A 16,024-nucleotide genomic window follows, 5' to 3' on the forward strand; every position below is an offset into this window, starting at 1 on the left:
ATGTCAGGAGGAATCACGTCCGCCATCTGGTTGCTCCCCGCCCTGCCCCTGTGCGGCGCCGCTGTCCTGTTGCTGGCGGGTCGTCGCACGAACACGTGGGGCCACCTGTTCGCCTGCGTCATGGCACTCGCGTCGTTTGTCGTCGCAGTGGTGTCTTTCATCGCCATGCTCGGCCGCGACACCGCCGACCGCACCGTCACCGAGCACCTGTTCAGTTGGGTCCCGGTCGACAGTCTTCAGGTCGAGTTCGGACTGCAGCTTGATCAACTGTCGATGTGTTTCGTCCTGCTCATCACCGGTGTAGGTTCGCTGATCCACATCTACTCGGTCGGCTACATGGCGCACGACCCCGAGCGTCGGAAGTTCTTCGCCTACCTCAATCTCTTCCTCGCTGCGATGCTGCTCCTCGTGCTCGCCGACAACTTCCTCGGGCTCTACGTCGGCTGGGAAGGCGTCGGTTTGGCGTCGTACCTCCTGATCGGCTTCTGGCAGCACAAGCCGTCGGCGGCGACCGCTGCCAAGAAGGCTTTTGTCGTCAATCGGGTGGGCGACATCGGATTGATGATCGCGATGATGTTGATGTTCACCACGTTCGGCTCGCTCTCGTTCAGCAGCGTCTTCGCCGACGCGTCTGGTGCAAGCGAAGGTGTCCTGACGGCGATCGGCCTGATGCTCCTCCTCGCTGCATGCGCGAAGTCCGCGCAGGTGCCACTGCAGTCGTGGCTCGGCGACGCGATGGAGGGCCCCACCCCCGTCTCGGCTCTGATTCACGCGGCCACGATGGTCACGGCCGGCGTCTATCTGATCGTGCGCTCCAATCCGATCTTCGATCTCGCACCCGACGCTCAACTCGTGGTTGTCATCGTCGGTGCCGTGACGCTCCTGTTCGGTGCGATCATCGGCTGCGCGAAAGACGACATCAAGAAAGCGCTCGCCGCATCGACCATGAGTCAGATCGGATACATGGTCCTGGCAGCGGGTCTCGGACCAGCTGGATACGCCTTCGCAATCCTTCATCTGATCACCCACGGATTCTTCAAGGCAGGCCTGTTCCTCGGCGCGGGTTCGGTGATGCACGCGATGAACGACGAAACCGACATGCGGCGCTACGGCGGGCTCCGAGCGTTCATGCCACTGACTTTTGTCACGTTCGGGCTCGGATACCTTGCCATCATCGGTGTTCCGCCGTTTGCCGGGTTCTTCTCCAAGGACAAGATCATCGAGGTTGCGATCGGCGAGGGCGGCATCAAGGGTGTTGTGCTGGGCATCGTCACGCTGTTGGGTGCGGCGCTCACTGCCTTCTACATGAGCCGCGTGATGCTGATGACCTTCTTCGGGAAGGCCCGCTGGGAGAACCAGAAACCTCACGAATCTCCGTCGGTGATGACGTCTCCGATGATCATCCTGGCGGTGGGGTCCGTCGGCGCCGGGATGCTCCTGACCATCGGGTCCAGCTTGCAGGACTGGCTCGAACCGGTTGTCGGCTCACATCACGTCGAACCGCCGATACCCGCATGGTCGATCACCGCGCTGGCGCTGCTCGCGGTCGCCGCCGGCGTCGCGATTGCGTATCGCGAGTACGCCACCCGGGAGATTCCACTTGTGGCACCTACTCCGGTTTCACCGTTGACCGTTGCGGCTCGCCGCGATCTGTACGGTGACGCCTTCAACGAGACGGTGTTCATGAAGCCCGGACAACAACTCACCAAGTCGTTGGAAGTGTTCGACACCAAGGGAATAGGCGGCGTCGTGGGCAGCTTTGCGGTGGTCGTCACCGGGCTGTCCGCGCTCACGCGGAAGCTACAGACCGGGTTTGTTCGCTCGTACGCGCTGGTGATGTTTGTCGGAGCAACACTCGTGGTCGCGACAATGATGGCGGTGACACTGTGGTGATCGAAGCGGCGGTGAGCGACTCTGTGACCAATACCGGCTTCCCCGCGCTGACGGTGCTCTGGTTGCTTCCGCTCATCGGAGCGGGTGTTGTCCTCGCTCTGCCGGCACGGTCGTACCAATTTGCGAAGTATCTCGCATTGGCTGTGTCCGTGGCAGTCCTGGTGGTCGCCGCCGTTCTCGGAGTTGCGTTCGACCGCGGCGGCGAACAATTTCAATTTGTCGAAAGCCACAGCTGGATACCGGCTTTCGGCACCAGCTACACACTCGGACTCGACGGGATCGCACTCGTTCTGGTTCTTCTCACCGCAGTGCTGGTGCCATTACTACTGATCGCGGGCTGGAACGACGTCCCGGCAGACCCGGCATCACCCAAGAGAATGCCGCACACCTATTTCGCGCTGATCCTTGTTGTCGAGTCCATGGTGATGATTTCGTTCAGCGCCTTGGACATTCTCTTGTTCTACATTTTCTTCGAGGCAATGCTGATACCGATGTATTTCCTCATCGGCGGGTTCGGCGGAGTGGGCAGATCTCGCGCAGCCGTGAAGTTTCTGCTCTACAACCTCCTCGGCGGACTGGTCATGCTCGCTGCAGTCATCGGCCTGTATGTGGTCACCACGCGCGACGAGAGTCCCTTCGCCAGCGGCACTTTCGACTTCCGGGCGATCGCCTCAGCGGCAAACAGCGGTGAACTCGGTGTTGGACCCGGGGTGCTCAACGCCTTGTTCCTCGGATTCATGTTCGCGTTCGCGGTGAAAGCACCGCTCTGGCCGCTGCACAGTTGGTTGCCGGACTCCGCGGTGGAATCGACTCCGTCGACGGCAGTGTTGATGATGGCGGTCGTGGACAAGGTGGGCACGTTCGCGATGATTCGCTACTGCCTGCAACTGTTCCCGGAGTCGTCGTCGACCTTTGCACCGTGGATCATCACGCTCGCCGTTATCGGGATCGTCTACGGCGCAATACTGGCGATCGCGCAAACAGACGTCATGAGACTGATCGCCTACACGTCGATTTCGCACTTCGGCTTCATCATTCTCGGAATCTTCGCGATGACCAGCCAGAGCCAAGCGGGTTCCGCGCTGTACATGGTCAATCACGGAGTCTCCACTGCGGCTCTGTTCTTGATTGCGGGATTCCTCGTCTCGCAGCGAGGTACTCGATCGATCGCGGCGTACGGCGGCGTCCAGAAAGTTGCACCCGTACTTGCCGGCACATTCCTCGTTGCGGGGTTGGCAACGCTGTCGCTGCCGGGTCTCGCGCCGTTCATCAGTGAGTTCCTGGTGCTGATCGGGACGTACTCGCGATACCACGTGGCCGCTATCGCGGCGACTGCCGCGCTTGTCCTGTCCGCGATCTACATACTCTGGCTCTACCAGCGCATGATGGGCGGACCTGTGAAGGAAGAGCAGGGAACGATCCGCGACCTCGCTCGACGCGAACTCGTGGTGGTCGCCCCTCTGATCGCACTCCTCGTGCTTCTCGGCATCTACCCCAAGCCTGCCTTGGACGTCATCACTCCTGCAGTGAGCCATACGGTCGTCGACGAGGCTCCGACCCCGCTCGTCGCCGACCACGAAGGAGGTGCCCACAAATGAGTTCCTTCAACGACGTGACCGTCCTCGGCTCAGCCGGCACGGCGTCACCCAGTGTCGAATACAGCTTGCTCTCGCCAATGTTGATCGTGTTCGGTGTTGCGGTTGTGGGCGTACTCATCGAGGCATTTGCACCCCGGCGTTTTCGATACCCCGTGCAACTCGTCCTCGGTGTCGCAGGCTTGGCGGCCGCATTCGTGGCAGTGCTTCTGCTCGCCGGCACGCGGTCGACGGCGATGATGGGTTCTGTAGCGGTCGACGGTCCGACCCTTTTCCTGCAGGCCACGATCCTTCTCGTGTCGATCCCCGCAGTACTGCTGATCGCCGAGCGAGGCTCGGGCAACACCGCCGAGGTGATCGCGCAACACGACGCGCTCGGCGGTTTCACCCCTCAAGCGTCGAGCGTCCCCGGAAGTGTTGCGGAGCAAGAAGCAGTGAAGGTGGGTATCGCCCAGACCGAGGTCTTTCCGCTCACCCTCTTCGCTGTCGGCGGCATGCTCCTCTTTCCCGCGTCCAACGATCTGCTGACGATGTTCGTTGCGCTCGAAGTGTTCTCACTGCCTCTGTATCTCCTGTGTGGTCTGGCACGCCGACGTCGCCTGCTCTCCCAGGAAGCTGCGCTCAAGTACTTTCTGCTCGGGGCATTTTCGTCGGCGTTCTTCGTTTTCGGAATCGCGTTGCTGTACGGCTATGCCGGGACGGTCACGCTCTCCGGTATCGCCGACGCAGCACGCAGCGGGTCGGGTACCGACGCCTTCCTGTGGCTCGGGACAGCACTCGTGGCCGTGGGATTACTGTTCAAAGTCGGTGCCGTGCCGTTCCATTCGTGGATTCCCGACGTCTATCAAGGGGCGCCGACGCCGATCACCAGCTTCATGGCTACTGCGACCAAGATCGCCGCATTCGGTGCCATCCTTCGTGTCTTCTATGTGGCTCTGCCCAACGAGTACGTGAACTGGCGTCCACTGATGTGGGCGGTCGCGGTTCTCACGATGGTTGTCGGATCGATCGTCGCTGTGACGCAAACCGACATGAAGCGGATGCTCGCGTATTCGGCCATCGCGCACACCGGATTCATTCTGACCGCTGTGGTTGCGGATTCGGATGCCGGCCTGGCCTCGGCGATGTTCTACCTTCTAGCCTACGGATTCAGCACCGTGGGCGCGTTCGCCGTCGTGAGTCTGGTTCGGGACGCAGACGGTGAGGTCGCGACGCTCTCGCGCTGGGCCGGGTTGGGCCGGCGCTCACCATTGGTCGGAGTTGTCTTTGCACTGTTCCTGCTGGCTTTCGCCGGGATCCCGTTGACCAGTGGGTTCATCGGAAAGTTCGCGGTGTTCAGCGCGGCAGCCGAGGGCGGGGCCGCACCTCTCGTGATCGTCGGCGTCCTGTGCAGCGCGATCGCCGCGTACTTCTACGTGCGAGTGATCGTGTTGATGTTCTTCACCGAATCGGCCGCAGACGCTCCGACCGTCGTGGTGCCGAGTGCACTGACCAGCAGTGTGATCGGCCTCGGCGCCGGTGTCACGCTCATCCTCGGTGTACTCCCCCAGCCGGCGCTCGACCTCGCCGGGCGTGCAGCGGACTTCCTACACTGAGCCGATGGGTGAATCTGATTGCGACGCCGGACTGCCGAGCACCATCCGGTCGCCATGGTTTGTCGGGTTTTCAGCGGTAGCGATTGTCCATCTGATCCTCAATGCCGCTGATGCTGCGCCCTGGGACGGGATCACCAAGGTCATGCTCGCGCCGATTCTGGCTGCCTGGGTTGTCGCCCGACGCGGACCTCGAATTGTTGCTGCTGCGCTGATTGCCTGTGCTTTCGGAGATTTGTTCCTGATCTGGGACTCCACGTTTGTCATCGGGATGGCAGCCTTCGCGATCGGTCACCTCTGCTTCATCCGATTCTTTCTCTCACACGGCGCGCTTCGGGAGATACGAAGGCGGCCATGGTTTCTGTGCGCTTACACCGTCGCTGGGATCGCTCTAGTGTCGTACACCTGGACCGGTCTCGAACCTGAACTTCGAATTGCCGTCCCCGTGTACGCCGCAATCCTGGTGGGAACCGCATCAACCGCACTGACGTACAACTCGATCACCGGTATCAGCGGCGCGCTGTTCCTCACCTCTGACGCCCTCATCCTGCTCGGCCAGGCGAACAAGTGGCAGCCCGCCGCTGCGGGCATCTGGATCATGACGCTGTACATCCTCGCTCTGTTGCTTCTGACAGTGGGAGTTCTCGGCCGGAGTAAGACGCCAAACCGTCCATTAGCTCAGCGGCTGTAAGGATCAGCAACCAGCCGGACATCTCTTCATATGACCCCGAAATCCGAGGAACAACCGCCGCCGAGCGGCGAAGACCGGTTCACCGCCCTGTGGGACGCCTACGCCGGTCGGGTGTTCGCGTATACCTGTCGCCACGTTGATCATCACAGCGCGCAGGAGTTTGTCTCCGAGACGTTCCTCGTTGCCTGGCGACGCTTGGACGAAGTGCCCGAGCCGGCACTGCCATGGCTGTTGGTGGTGGCTCGAAACACCGTGAACAATAACCGTCGCAGCGTTCGGCGCCTTGACGCGCTCACCGAGAAGATGGGACGCATCGAGCAGATTGCGGCATCGACGCCGGGCGCCGACGTCACTGTCACCGAACGCACGGAACTGCTCGAAGCACTGGCAACACTCACCGTCACCGAACGTGAAGCCCTGCTCCTGACTGCCTGGGACGGGTTGACCGCCACCGAAGCCGCGCGGGTCGCTGGGTGTTCGGTTCCGGCCATGCATGTTCGTCTCTTTCGCGCTCGGCGTCGATTGCGCGCCGGGTTGACTTCAGAATCCGTCACCGTAATCCCGATGAACACCGCCCGACCTTGCGCTGCCGCCGAACACGGGAGTACCCCATGAGCAAAGATCTGCTGACCACGCTCGAGAAGCTGCGGCCGAGCGATACGGTTTCCGCCGAACTCTGGCCCGAGAACGTCCAAGATGCCGTACGCACCCGAATCATGGCTACCGAAAACAACATTGGGGCAACCAAGGCTCCACGCCGTCGCGTCGGTGCCATCGTTCTCGTCGCGGCGATCTGCGCAGCAGTGGTGGTGGGCTGCGCCGCTGCCACGGGGATGATGCCGAAAGCGTTCACCGACATGTACTCGGGTTGGCAGACGATGCCGGGAACCAACGGCGGAATAGATCCGTCCACCGCCGAGCGGGTCGGGTCCATTCCCGGACCTGACGGAACCTTGTTCAGCGTCTTTGTCGCCCACGGCGCCAATGGCTGGAGGTGCGTCGCCCCGGTTTTCGAGGCGTCAGCCGACATCGACAAGGTTGGTCCGTCGAAATTCATCGGCCTCGGACACGGCTGCAGATCAATTGACTTGTACGGCGCGGATTCATTCGGGGGCGGCGCCGGGTACGAGGCCGGTCCGCACGAGGCGACCTACGACGCAGGAGCGGGAGGTGCTGTCCGAGCCGAACTTCACACCGCAGACGGCCAGATCTATCCGACAATTCTTGCCGAAGACCGCTTCTACGGATGGATTCCCCTGTCGCTCACGTCCCCTCGTCCAACCCTCGTCGGATATGCCGCAGACGGGACGGTCGTCGGCACCCGGTGAGCTGTCGGTACCCTCGAAAGATGACTGCACACGCCCCGAACGAGCGCATCCCCAGCCAGTGGGAAGAGATCACTGCAGCCGACTCGACGCATTCCACACGATATGTCGAGCGTTTCCGTTCCATGAGAGCGGACGGCAAGGACATTGTCGGGGAAGCACGTTTGATCGACGCGATGCTCGGACGCGGTGGCCGGGTTCTCGATGCAGGGTGCGGGCCTGGCCGACTCGGCGGTTATCTGCACGACGTCGGGCATGTGGTTGTCGGAGTCGATGTCGACCCGGTTCTCATCGCTGCCGCAGAAGAAGACCACCCCGGACCGACGTGGCTTGTCGGCGATCTCGCCGAACTCGATCTGCCGGCCCGCGGTGTCGAGGCGGATTTCGACGTCATCGTGTCGGCAGGCAATGTGGTGGCGTTTCTCGCGCCGTCCACCAGGCAAGCAGTATTGTCAGGATTTGCTCGTCATCTCGCTCCGAGCGGCCGAGTAGTCATCGGATTCGGTGCCGGCCGTGGCTACGAGTTCCCCGAGTTTCTCGCCGACGCGACCGCGAGTGGCCTCGAGGCTGATCTGCTGCTCTCCACGTGGGATCTTCGCCCGTTCAAGGAGGATTCCGAATTCCTGGTCGCGGTGTTCTCCCGCGCCTGACCCGGCACTTCCCCCGCAGTCCCTGCGATCCGTCACACGGCGATCAACTCACCCTGATCACAATGGTGGCGACTGTTGTTCACTACGAACATAATTGGATCAATGCGGGTGTGGCCGAGCGGCAAGGCAGCGGTCTGCAAAACCGTCCACGCAGGTTCGACTCCTGCCATCCGCTCCCCTTGCGAACCAGCGACTCATGTCGCAACCCCCACCTAGGAATGACATTCGGTGCACGCAGCCTGCATCGCTCCGCTCCGTCTCCGCGCACATGGCTCCGGACAGTTACCCTCGATCGATGCACCCTCTCCCCGAGACAGGACAGTTACCTCCCGGACCGATGGCTTTGCAAGTGGAACACCTCTGCATGGCGTTCGGCGCGAAAGTTGCTGTGAACGACCTTTCTCTTGCGGTGCCCTCAGGTTCGTTGTTCGGTCTGGTTGGCCCGAATGGTGCGGGAAAAACGACCACATTGTCGATGGCTGTCGGATTGCTTCGCCCGCACTACGGTCGCAGCCTGGTGTACGGCTACGACGTGTGGAACGACCCTGTGGCAGCGAAGAGTCTGCTCGGCGTTCTACCCGACGGTCTGGCGCTACCCGCCCAGTTCACCGGTCATGAACTACTCACCTATTTCGGGCGACTGCGCGGTATGCCAGAGGACGTCATCGCGTCACGACGCGACGAACTGTTGGCCGCGCTCGATCTCGCCGATGCAGGTGGAACGGTCATCGCCGATTATTCAGCGGGCATGACGAAGAAAATCGGGTTGGCCTCGGCCTTGTTGCACGGCCCTCGCTTACTGGTACTGGATGAGCCGTTCGAAGCTGTCGACCCCATTTCTTCGGCCGGAATTCGGAGCATTCTGCTCTCGTTCGTCCACTCAGGTGGCTCGGTCATTCTTTCCAGTCACGTGATGGCCCTTGTCGAACAACTGTGTACTCACATCGGAGTCATCGCAGACGGTCGCGTCGTGGCTTCAGGAACGGTCGACGAGGTGCGCGCAGGCAACACTCTCGACGAGGCATTCGTTCGCCTGGTCGGTAGCCGCAGTCCCAGTCCCGACGGACTGTCATGGATGCGCGCATGACCACCACCAGCTTTTCACCGACACACTGGAACCCGTCGGTCTCTGTGTGGCGCACTGTTCTCCGCATGCGCATGACCCTCTACAAACGTCAGTTCACCGGTGGAAGAGCTGTAATCAAGGTCATTGCAGCGTTGTTCGGGGTTCTGGGGGCAGCGCTACTGTGCCTACGAGCTTCGGGAAAGAACGGTGTTTCTCCCGATCTCGTCAGCGGCACAACCAGTCTCGCACTTTCGGCTATCGGCGTGATGTGGATCTTGATGCCGATCATGTCTGGTCTGTCAGATGACAATCTTCACCCCAGACATTTCCAGCTACTCCCCCTGGAACCCGTCCGACTCGCCAGAGCACTGTTCTCGACGTCGCTGGTCGGTATGACCGTGCCGATTACCGCGTTGGCTGCAGCAGCGATTCCAATTTATGCCGCTACACACCACCCTGCCGCACTGCCATTGGCCATTATCGCTTGGCCCGCAACGGTCCTGCTCATTGTCGGCACCTCACGGGTCGCGATGCTGGCGATGTCGCAGCTCCTGCGGAGTCGTCGCAGCCGCGAACTGGGACTGTTGGCATTCGGCACGTTCTTCGGCGGACTGTATCTGCTGCAATTTCCGCTGCAGAGTCGCCTCGGCACGGTCGTGGACGGCGACGTCACGTGGCCGCTCACGGTCGCGCATTCGATCCCGTTCGCGTGGGGAATCACCAGTGTCGACGCAGCAGCAGGAGGCGCCTGGCTCCTCGCCGCCGGAGCAGTCCTCGCCCTGGTGCTGGTCGATCTCGCACTGCTGTGGTCATGGCAACGCCTGGTCGTTCGCTACTTCAACGGGAAGGTCGCAGAATCAGCGGGCGCCACTTCCGTGCAATTGAAGAACCAGGGCCGCGACATTCGAACCGGTTGGCGCGCATCCCGACTGGGCACCGTCATCTCTCGCGAGCTTTCGCTCTGGCACGGAGACATGCGCCGACGAACACAACTGCTCTCCGTTGCCATCATGACCTTGGTCTCCGGCTTCGGACCGCTGATCTCGTCATCGATCCCCTTCTCCGCCGCATGGGGTGCCTGGTTCCTGATCTACCTGGCAATGGCAGCCGGATCGAATCTGTACGGATTCGACGGCGCATCGATCTGGCATCTGGTGATGATCCCCGAAGCCGCTGCCGCTGACGTCCGGGGCCGACAAATCGCGTGGGCGATCGTGACGACACCCTTCGTGGTCGTCGCAACAGCTGCTGTACGGATCTTCGGGGACCTCGGGACCGACCGACTGGCCGTGCCGCTCGCCGTCGGCATTTCGATGATGGGAGTCGGTGCAGGACTGGCAGTAGCGATATCCGCCAAAGCCCCCTACCCGGTCCCGGAGATGAAGAAGTCGTTCTCCCTCAACACCCGTGGATCCTTCAATGGCTCGTCCTTCGGACTGATCATCCTCGCCATCGTCATCTTCGCCGCGACAACGGCGCCCGGCGTGCTACTAGGAGCGCTGCTACCGAACCCGGTGAACTATTTCGCCATCCCTGTCGCTGTTGCGATTGGTGCACTTGGTGCTTGGATCGGAGGCCGCGTCGCGATCACCCGTATGCAACGCGAGCCGGATCGGATTCTGTTCGCGGTTACCACCGCATGATCGTTGCCCAGATAGTCCGAGAATTTCTGGGCGTCAGCGCAGTAGCCGCAACTTGCACCAAAAAACTCAGTCTGGGCAATCGGATTATCAGGGAGCCAGGTAGCGCAGCTCAACGGGTTCGGTCCTCGCATATCGCCGCCGGGCTTTCGTGACATAGCTTCCGCTCGAGCCGAACCATTGCCCTGGAAACATCGCACCACCAAGATGTTTGGCATGCCCCCGGAGCACTACGGTTCCGTACGTGTCGCCGAACGTCCCGGCCGATGCGGGAACTGCGCGCACCCCGCCCCTTCGCTGGAGCGTGGGTGGATCGAGCGCTGCCTCAGGTTCGCACCGCAGCCCGCTCGGTGTGCAGAAATCCTGGTGATGGACCACTACACCGGAGCGATGGAATTCTGCCGGTGCCGACATCCGTTCCACGGGTCCTGATCGCGCCGGATCCTCGAGATCCGCTGTCGAGCCGAGTCCCTCGGCGCCCCGGCTCAACAGCGAAATCACACCTGAATCAGCTCAGCGAGCTCAGCAGCGGCTCGAGAAGCTTGTAGAGCTCGAAGATTCCGATGATCGTTGAAATAGAACCCATGATGATCCTCCGTGATTCGTGAACTTTCCGTGACGTCGCGTCACAGGCAGAAAGCTAACAAACCCGGCATTCAAACGGGGACCTTGGATGTGTCCGGCAGATGAACTCCCTGCTCGGAGAAGCATTTTGGTGACCAGCGTCATGCTCATCGAGAAATGAGCCCCATCGTCACATCGCCTGACACCGACTGACGGTAGCAGCAAAAGTCTGCCCGTTGCGATCTGGCGATACATGGCACCATTTCCACCCCATCCGACTCTTGCTTTGTGCGCTGAATCCCATTACATTTCTCCACAATAACGGTACGCGTAACGAAATAACGAGACGGTCTACTTCACAGCCCGATATATCCAGTGCCACAACCCTTCCGGGCTCTTGGAGGGGCGGCGTTTCGTCGCGTCCATAAGCTCCTCACTCCCCGATCGAAAGAGAGCACGATGACCACAGAGAGCGTCTCCGGCAATCAGCCGCGACCGGTAGCAACTATCGCAAGCCTGACCCTGCTGATCGCTGCCGTGGCCGCGCTCGAAAGCATCATCGTCCCCGCACTCCCCCTGATACAGAGAGACTTCGGAGTGACGGCCGACGTCGGAGCGCTCGCATCCGTCGCTCTGACGTTGAGCACTGTCCTCGTCACGCCGATGGCCGGGCGAATAGCCGACGTGTACGGCGCCCGCCCCACCTTGCTCGCGATCACGACAATCGTTGTCCTGGGCGGCAGCGTGTCCGCTCTCGCAACGATCTTCCCGCTGTTCGTCCTCGGCCAATTTCCAGGGATTCGGGCTCGGGTTGCTTCCCGTGAGCTTCGTGGTCCTACGACGCACTTTATCCTCGGACCGACTGAAGACGGCCACGGGTTTGCTCGGGGCTGTCGTTGTGGCCGGCGGCGCTCTGGGAGTCGTATTGTCCGGGCCCGTCGCGGAAAACGTCTCACGCACCGCGATGTATGCAGTTCCGACCGCGTTCGTTTTGCTCGGCGCAATTGCTTTTGCCGTGAGCACACCACGAGATCACATGTCGAACGTCGGCGGCCGACTCGATTGGCCGGGAGCGGGCGGATTGGCTCTTGGATTGTTGACGCTGACGGCGTGGCTGGCGAGCGCATCGAGCAACGGGTGGGGCGCACCGACGTCGATGCTGCTGGTTCTCGCTTCCGCTGCCGTGTTCACGATCTGGGCCAGGTATCAGAGCCGGACAACCGAGCCGATGGTCGACCTGACGATGATGCGGCATCGTTCGATGTGGAGCGCCGTGGTCGTCGGCGTGGTTTTCGGGTTCACCTACGGCGCTGTTGTCTATCTACTTCCGCAACAACTCGCCGTGCCGGCAGAGAGCGGATTCGGCCGCGGTGCATCGACAAGTGCCATCGGAATCCTGCTGTGCATCGGTTACGGCGCAGCGGTGATCGCGTCGGTGATTTCCGGAAAGCTCGCACAACGGGTCGGCACGAAAGCCATTGCGGTAGCGGGAGTTGCCTTCCTCGGCCTGAGCGGCGCCGTCGGGGTCTTTGCAACCACGATGTGGCAGATCGTTGTGGTGCTGATCCTTGCGGGTACCGGCGTTGCCGCCGCGTCGACGGCAGTGTTCGTCATCTCCGCCGACAGCGCACCGGCAGACCGCGTAGGTGTCACGACGGCAATAGTCACGATCGCCAGATCGCTGGGTTCTGCTGTGGGAACCCAAATTGCCGCCGGGATCATCGCGAGCGCGACTTCATCCGGCGGCCTTCCCCAGCACTCGGCATTCGCCACAGCTTTCGGAGTGGCGGCAATCGTTGCGATTGTCGGACTCGTTGTCGCGGTGACGATGCCGAAACCGGCATCAACCGATGTTCAGTGGTCGTCGTCGTCCTCGTCGAAGTCTGCGACTCCGCGCTTCCAGTAGCCCGTGATCAGGTGGTCGCCCGAACTCAGGCCGAGTTCGTCGCGCACGAATCTGCGAATGGGCTTGAGACTGGTGGCCTCACCGGAGATCCAGGCGTAGACACGCTCACCTTCGGGCACGGTGACCGTCCGTACTGCCTGCTCGAGCAGATCCGAGTGACCGGCTGGGACGTCACCGCGGTGCAGCCATCGCACCTCGACGCCTTCCGGAACAGTGAGTTCGATTTCCTGTGAAGGGTCGGTGATCTCGACGAACACCCACCCGGCGGCAGCAGCGGGCATCATCTCGAGCCAACGAGCAATGGCAGGAAGGGCGGTGATGTCACCGGCCAGCAGATAGCGGTCGTAGGTCCACGGAACCACGACGCCACCGGGCGGACCTGCCACGTGCACCCGAGTGCCGACGGTCGCCGCCTGAGCCCAATCAGAGGCGTACCCACCTTCGTGGAGCGCGAAGTCGAGGTCCAGCTCCCCCGCCTCGGCGTCGTATCGACGGACGGTGTACTCACGCGAGATCGGCAATGGACGAGGCCACTTCAGGCTGAATCCGTCGCGTTCGGGTAGACGTAAAGTTCCGTCTGCATCCGGGTAGACCAGGCGAACATGCTCGTCGGGAGCGTGCGATTCGAAGCCCGCCAACTCCGGTCCACCCAAGGTCAGACGCAACAGTCCGGTCCCGACCATTTCGCTGCGAACAACTTCGAGTTCGCGAATACCGATGGGGTACGGCACTTTTGCGCCGGTGGTCCCCGCCAGAACTTCGGCGATGGTCGCGAGGTGGTCTCCTCGGTTCATGAACTACCTTCCTTTTCCGGCGGAGCATTCCCCACCGGCACAGTGTTTTCGGAGAGATCGACTTCGTTGATCTCCGAAGTTACCCGGCGCACCGAACCCAATGCTGCCAGGAGAACCAGGCCCAGTGTCACACCGGCTAGCCCCAAGACCAGTAGCGCGGCGCCAGGCTCGAGCCACTGCCCGAGGAACCCGGCTGCCATCGAACCGATCGCCGTACCCGTGACGGCTTGCACCATCCACAGACTGGACACGCGTCCGCGCAATTCGTCCGGCGTGTTCTGTTGAAGGACTGCAAATCTCAGAATGTCGTTGAGTGCGCGGCCGAGGCCGAATCCGGCCAGGCCCAGGAACGCGACAATCGCTGCTCCCGACGCACCCACTACCACCAGGCCGAGAGGCATCAGCGCAACAGAGATCAACATCGCGGCGCCGTTGCGGTGGACTCGTCCGGTCCAACCGCTGGTGAGGGAACCGACCACAGCGCCGACAGCGGGGGCGCCGTAGAGCAGACCGAGCATGGTGGGTCCGCCGCCGAGAACCTGGTCGACGAAGGCAGGCAGCAACACCATCGGCCCGCTGACGAACATGACCAACAGACCGCTGATCAGGATGCCGCGAATGACTGTGTGCGTGCCGGCGAATTTCACGCCGGTCACCAGCGCGCGCATCGGGCTTTCGTGATTCGTGCCCGGTGCAGGGGAAGGGCCGATGGCTTGGAACAACGTGACAGTTGCTGCGGTGGCCACCGCAGCAACAAAGTATGTCGCGGGAATGCCGCCGGAGGCGATGATCACGCCGGCGATTGCCGGCGAGATCATCGTCCCGATGTCGGTGGTCAGCGCTACCAAAGCGCCGGCCGCAGCCATCTTGTTGCGCGGCAACAACGTCGGCATCAAAGCCATCAAGGCCGAGCTGCTGACACCGCCGGCCAAGCCGTCGACAGCTGCCGCGACGTAGATGACCCACATCGACGGGTGTGGCAAGAGCGCATTGCACCCGAGAATGACAAAGCCGAGACCCGCAGCACTGCGGGCCAACTGGATGGTGCGTCGCCGATCGTAACGGTCAGCGAGCACGCCGCCGAACAGGCTGCCGAAGAACATGGCGATGGCCATCGCCGTGGACACTCCGGCAACCTGCAAGGTCGAGCCGGTGAGCTGGTACGTCTGCGCGGGGACGGCTACGACGAGCAGTCCGATCCCGAGCAGCGAGATCAATCGCGCGGAAAAGGCGTACCTGAAGGGACGGCTGGTCCGCAAGGGTGAAACATCGATCACCAGCCCACCGAATCGAGTCATGCGAAGGTCTGGCCGATCAGGTCGAGGGTAGCCATTGCGCCGTCGTAGTCAGGACGGTAGCTGCTGGCGGGGAGCTCGAACGTCGTGCCTGCCTTGAAGGACGGCAACTGCGAGTAAAGCGGATCGGTGGCAAGTTCGGCCATCGGGCGACCGGACACCGGAATCACAAAGGCGACAGGAGCATCGGCGACCTGCGAGAGCAGTTCCGGGCTGACCTCGAACGAGTCACCCGAGCCGAAGAGCTGCGGGTTGCCGGCCTTGGCCATGACGTCGTCGGCCTTGAAACCGAGCTCGGCGAGCATCGCGGGCAGCGCGGCCGTCGGCGGAACGAGGTACGGCTTGTTGCTCGAGACCGAGAGGAAGTAGACGACGTTGCCCTCGGGAACCTTGATCTTGCCCTTGACCTCTTTGACCTTGTCCTCGTATGCGCTCATCAGCGCCGGAACCTGGTCGGAACGGCCCGCCGCGTCGGCGACGATTTCGAGCTGCTTGTCCCACGCGGCGACCGTCTTGGGGACCAAGACGGTGGGTGCGATAGCAGTGAGCTGATCGTAGAGTTCCTCGGACTGAACGGAGGTGATTCCCTGGCCACCGCCGATGATCAGGTCGGGCTCAGCCGCCGCGACGGCTTCGATGTTGAGCTGCTCGCCGGCCGGCAATTCCTTGGTGCCCTGCGCCTTTGCGGCGTCCGCCCAAGCCGGCGGGAATCCACCGTCGAGGTTCGTGACACCGAGGACGCGGGTATCGGTGGCAACCACCGGTGCGTCCAGGGCGTACAGGTATCCGGCGAGACCGCCGCTCAGAACCACGATGCGCTCCGCCGACGCGGGCACGGTGACCGAGCCCTTCTCGGTTTCGATCACGCGGGTCGTGGGCTCTGCAGCCTTGGTCGGTTCGTCGTTCGAATCGCTACTGCAACCGATCATCGCCACGAGTGCGACGATCAGCAACCCTGCGATGGCGACGAATCGTCGCCAACTCCGTATCGCGAGGGGCGGTGTGGACTTCAT

The 16,024-nt window shown here is 62.1% G+C and carries 14 protein-coding genes, 1 tRNA gene and 1 pseudogene; 12 read left to right on the forward strand and 4 right to left on the reverse strand.

Annotated features, from left to right (window positions below; translation table 11 throughout):
* The 10 genes from nuoL to ABH939_RS06760 all read left to right on the forward strand — a co-directional run bounded on the left by nuoL (position 1) and on the right by ABH939_RS06760 (position 10,455).
* A complete protein-coding gene (gene nuoL, locus ABH939_RS06715; protein WP_404649485.1) occupies positions 1-1,893 on the forward strand; it encodes an NADH-quinone oxidoreductase subunit L in 1,893 nt (630 codons plus the stop codon).
* Positions 1,887-3,491, forward strand: a complete 1,605-nt coding sequence (locus ABH939_RS06720; RefSeq protein WP_064688790.1) for an NADH-quinone oxidoreductase subunit M — start codon at positions 1,887-1,889, stop codon at positions 3,489-3,491. Before nuoL ends, ABH939_RS06720 begins: the two co-directional genes overlap by 7 nt.
* Positions 3,488-5,083, forward strand: a complete 1,596-nt coding sequence (gene nuoN, locus ABH939_RS06725) for an NADH-quinone oxidoreductase subunit NuoN (RefSeq protein WP_404649486.1) — start codon at positions 3,488-3,490, stop codon at positions 5,081-5,083. Before ABH939_RS06720 ends, nuoN begins: the two co-directional genes overlap by 4 nt.
* 4 nt (positions 5,084-5,087) lie before the next feature.
* The gene (locus ABH939_RS06730) at positions 5,088-5,771 is read left to right on the forward strand and encodes a lysoplasmalogenase (RefSeq protein ID WP_404649487.1); all 684 of its coding nucleotides are present in this window, start codon (positions 5,088-5,090) and stop codon (positions 5,769-5,771) included.
* 30 nt (positions 5,772-5,801) lie between these two features.
* The gene (locus ABH939_RS06735; RefSeq protein WP_285181696.1) at positions 5,802-6,386 is read left to right on the forward strand and encodes an RNA polymerase sigma factor; all 585 of its coding nucleotides are present in this window, start codon (positions 5,802-5,804) and stop codon (positions 6,384-6,386) included.
* Positions 6,383-7,099, forward strand: coding sequence for a hypothetical protein (locus ABH939_RS06740; RefSeq protein ID WP_285181695.1), 717 nt, complete (start codon positions 6,383-6,385; stop codon positions 7,097-7,099). The genes ABH939_RS06735 and ABH939_RS06740 overlap by 4 nt, the downstream gene beginning before the upstream one ends.
* A 20-nt stretch (positions 7,100-7,119) precedes the next feature.
* Positions 7,120-7,746, forward strand: coding sequence for a trans-aconitate 2-methyltransferase (locus ABH939_RS06745; RefSeq protein WP_003942244.1), 627 nt, complete (start codon positions 7,120-7,122; stop codon positions 7,744-7,746).
* Between the two features lie 104 nt (positions 7,747-7,850).
* A tRNA-Cys gene (locus tag ABH939_RS06750) sits at positions 7,851-7,921 on the forward strand.
* Between the two features lie 120 nt (positions 7,922-8,041).
* Positions 8,042-8,833: an ABC transporter ATP-binding protein gene (locus ABH939_RS06755; RefSeq protein ID WP_051649609.1), complete on the forward strand. Its 792-nt coding sequence runs from the start codon at positions 8,042-8,044 to the stop codon at positions 8,831-8,833.
* On the forward strand, positions 8,830-10,455 hold the full coding sequence (locus ABH939_RS06760; protein ID WP_058038847.1) for a hypothetical protein: 1,626 nt from the start codon (positions 8,830-8,832) through the stop codon (positions 10,453-10,455). Before ABH939_RS06755 ends, ABH939_RS06760 begins: the two co-directional genes overlap by 4 nt.
* A gap of 87 nt (positions 10,456-10,542) precedes the next feature.
* Here the strand turns inward: ABH939_RS06760 and ABH939_RS06765 are convergent, their stop codons facing one another.
* Positions 10,543-10,953, reverse strand: a complete 411-nt coding sequence (locus ABH939_RS06765) for a hypothetical protein (RefSeq protein WP_064444517.1) — start codon at positions 10,951-10,953, stop codon at positions 10,543-10,545.
* 522 nt (positions 10,954-11,475) lie between these two features.
* On the opposite strand from ABH939_RS06765, the pseudogene ABH939_RS06770 reads away from it, so the two are divergent.
* Positions 11,476-11,748: pseudogene (locus tag ABH939_RS06770) on the forward strand (MFS transporter); the annotation flags it as partial.
* Between the two features lie 88 nt (positions 11,749-11,836).
* Positions 11,837-12,922: an MFS transporter gene (locus tag ABH939_RS06775; protein ID WP_404649488.1), complete on the forward strand. Its 1,086-nt coding sequence runs from the start codon at positions 11,837-11,839 to the stop codon at positions 12,920-12,922.
* On the opposite strand, the gene ABH939_RS06780 is transcribed toward ABH939_RS06775, so the two are convergent.
* The 3 genes from ABH939_RS06780 to ABH939_RS06790 are packed head-to-tail and all read right to left on the reverse strand — an operon-like array spanning position 12,871 to position 16,024.
* Complete coding sequence (locus ABH939_RS06780) at positions 12,871-13,716, reverse strand: siderophore-interacting protein (RefSeq protein ID WP_047271424.1); 846 nt, start codon at positions 13,714-13,716, stop codon at positions 12,871-12,873. The two genes, ABH939_RS06775 and ABH939_RS06780, sit on opposite strands and share 52 nt — an antisense overlap.
* Positions 13,713-15,014: an enterobactin transporter EntS gene (gene entS, locus ABH939_RS06785; RefSeq protein ID WP_047271422.1), complete on the reverse strand. Its 1,302-nt coding sequence runs from the start codon at positions 15,012-15,014 to the stop codon at positions 13,713-13,715. The genes ABH939_RS06780 and entS overlap by 4 nt, the downstream gene beginning before the upstream one ends.
* Positions 15,011-16,024: a Fe2+-enterobactin ABC transporter substrate-binding protein gene (locus ABH939_RS06790; RefSeq protein ID WP_003942170.1), complete on the reverse strand. Its 1,014-nt coding sequence runs from the start codon at positions 16,022-16,024 to the stop codon at positions 15,011-15,013. The genes entS and ABH939_RS06790 overlap by 4 nt, the downstream gene beginning before the upstream one ends.

Origin of the sequence: Rhodococcus sp. 27YEA6 (assembly GCF_044908235.1) — a bacterium.
GTDB classification, from domain to species: Bacteria; Actinomycetota; Actinomycetes; order Mycobacteriales; family Mycobacteriaceae; genus Rhodococcus_F; species Rhodococcus_F qingshengii.

What these genes read in the sequence shown, in the direction of transcription:
- ABH939_RS06780 (WP_047271424.1), bottom strand. Translation starts at nt 13,716, where the DNA reads ATGAACCGAGGAGACCACCTCGCGACCATCGCCGAAGTTCTGGCGGGG.
- ABH939_RS06735 (WP_285181696.1), top strand. Translation starts at nt 5,802, where the DNA reads ATGACCCCGAAATCCGAGGAACAACCGCCGCCGAGCGGCGAAGACCGG.
- ABH939_RS06745 (WP_003942244.1), top strand. Translation starts at nt 7,120, where the DNA reads ATGACTGCACACGCCCCGAACGAGCGCATCCCCAGCCAGTGGGAAGAG.
- ABH939_RS06730 (WP_404649487.1), top strand. Translation starts at nt 5,088, where the DNA reads ATGGGTGAATCTGATTGCGACGCCGGACTGCCGAGCACCATCCGGTCG.
- ABH939_RS06760 (WP_058038847.1), top strand. Translation starts at nt 8,830, where the DNA reads ATGACCACCACCAGCTTTTCACCGACACACTGGAACCCGTCGGTCTCT.
- ABH939_RS06740 (WP_285181695.1), top strand. Translation starts at nt 6,383, where the DNA reads ATGAGCAAAGATCTGCTGACCACGCTCGAGAAGCTGCGGCCGAGCGAT.
- nuoL (WP_404649485.1), top strand. Translation starts at nt 1, where the DNA reads ATGTCAGGAGGAATCACGTCCGCCATCTGGTTGCTCCCCGCCCTGCCC.
- ABH939_RS06790 (WP_003942170.1), bottom strand. Translation starts at nt 16,024, where the DNA reads ATGAAGTCCACACCGCCCCTCGCGATACGGAGTTGGCGACGATTCGTC.
- nuoN (WP_404649486.1), top strand. Translation starts at nt 3,488, where the DNA reads ATGAGTTCCTTCAACGACGTGACCGTCCTCGGCTCAGCCGGCACGGCG.
- ABH939_RS06755 (WP_051649609.1), top strand. Translation starts at nt 8,042, where the DNA reads ATGCACCCTCTCCCCGAGACAGGACAGTTACCTCCCGGACCGATGGCT.
- entS (WP_047271422.1), bottom strand. Translation starts at nt 15,014, where the DNA reads ATGACTCGATTCGGTGGGCTGGTGATCGATGTTTCACCCTTGCGGACC.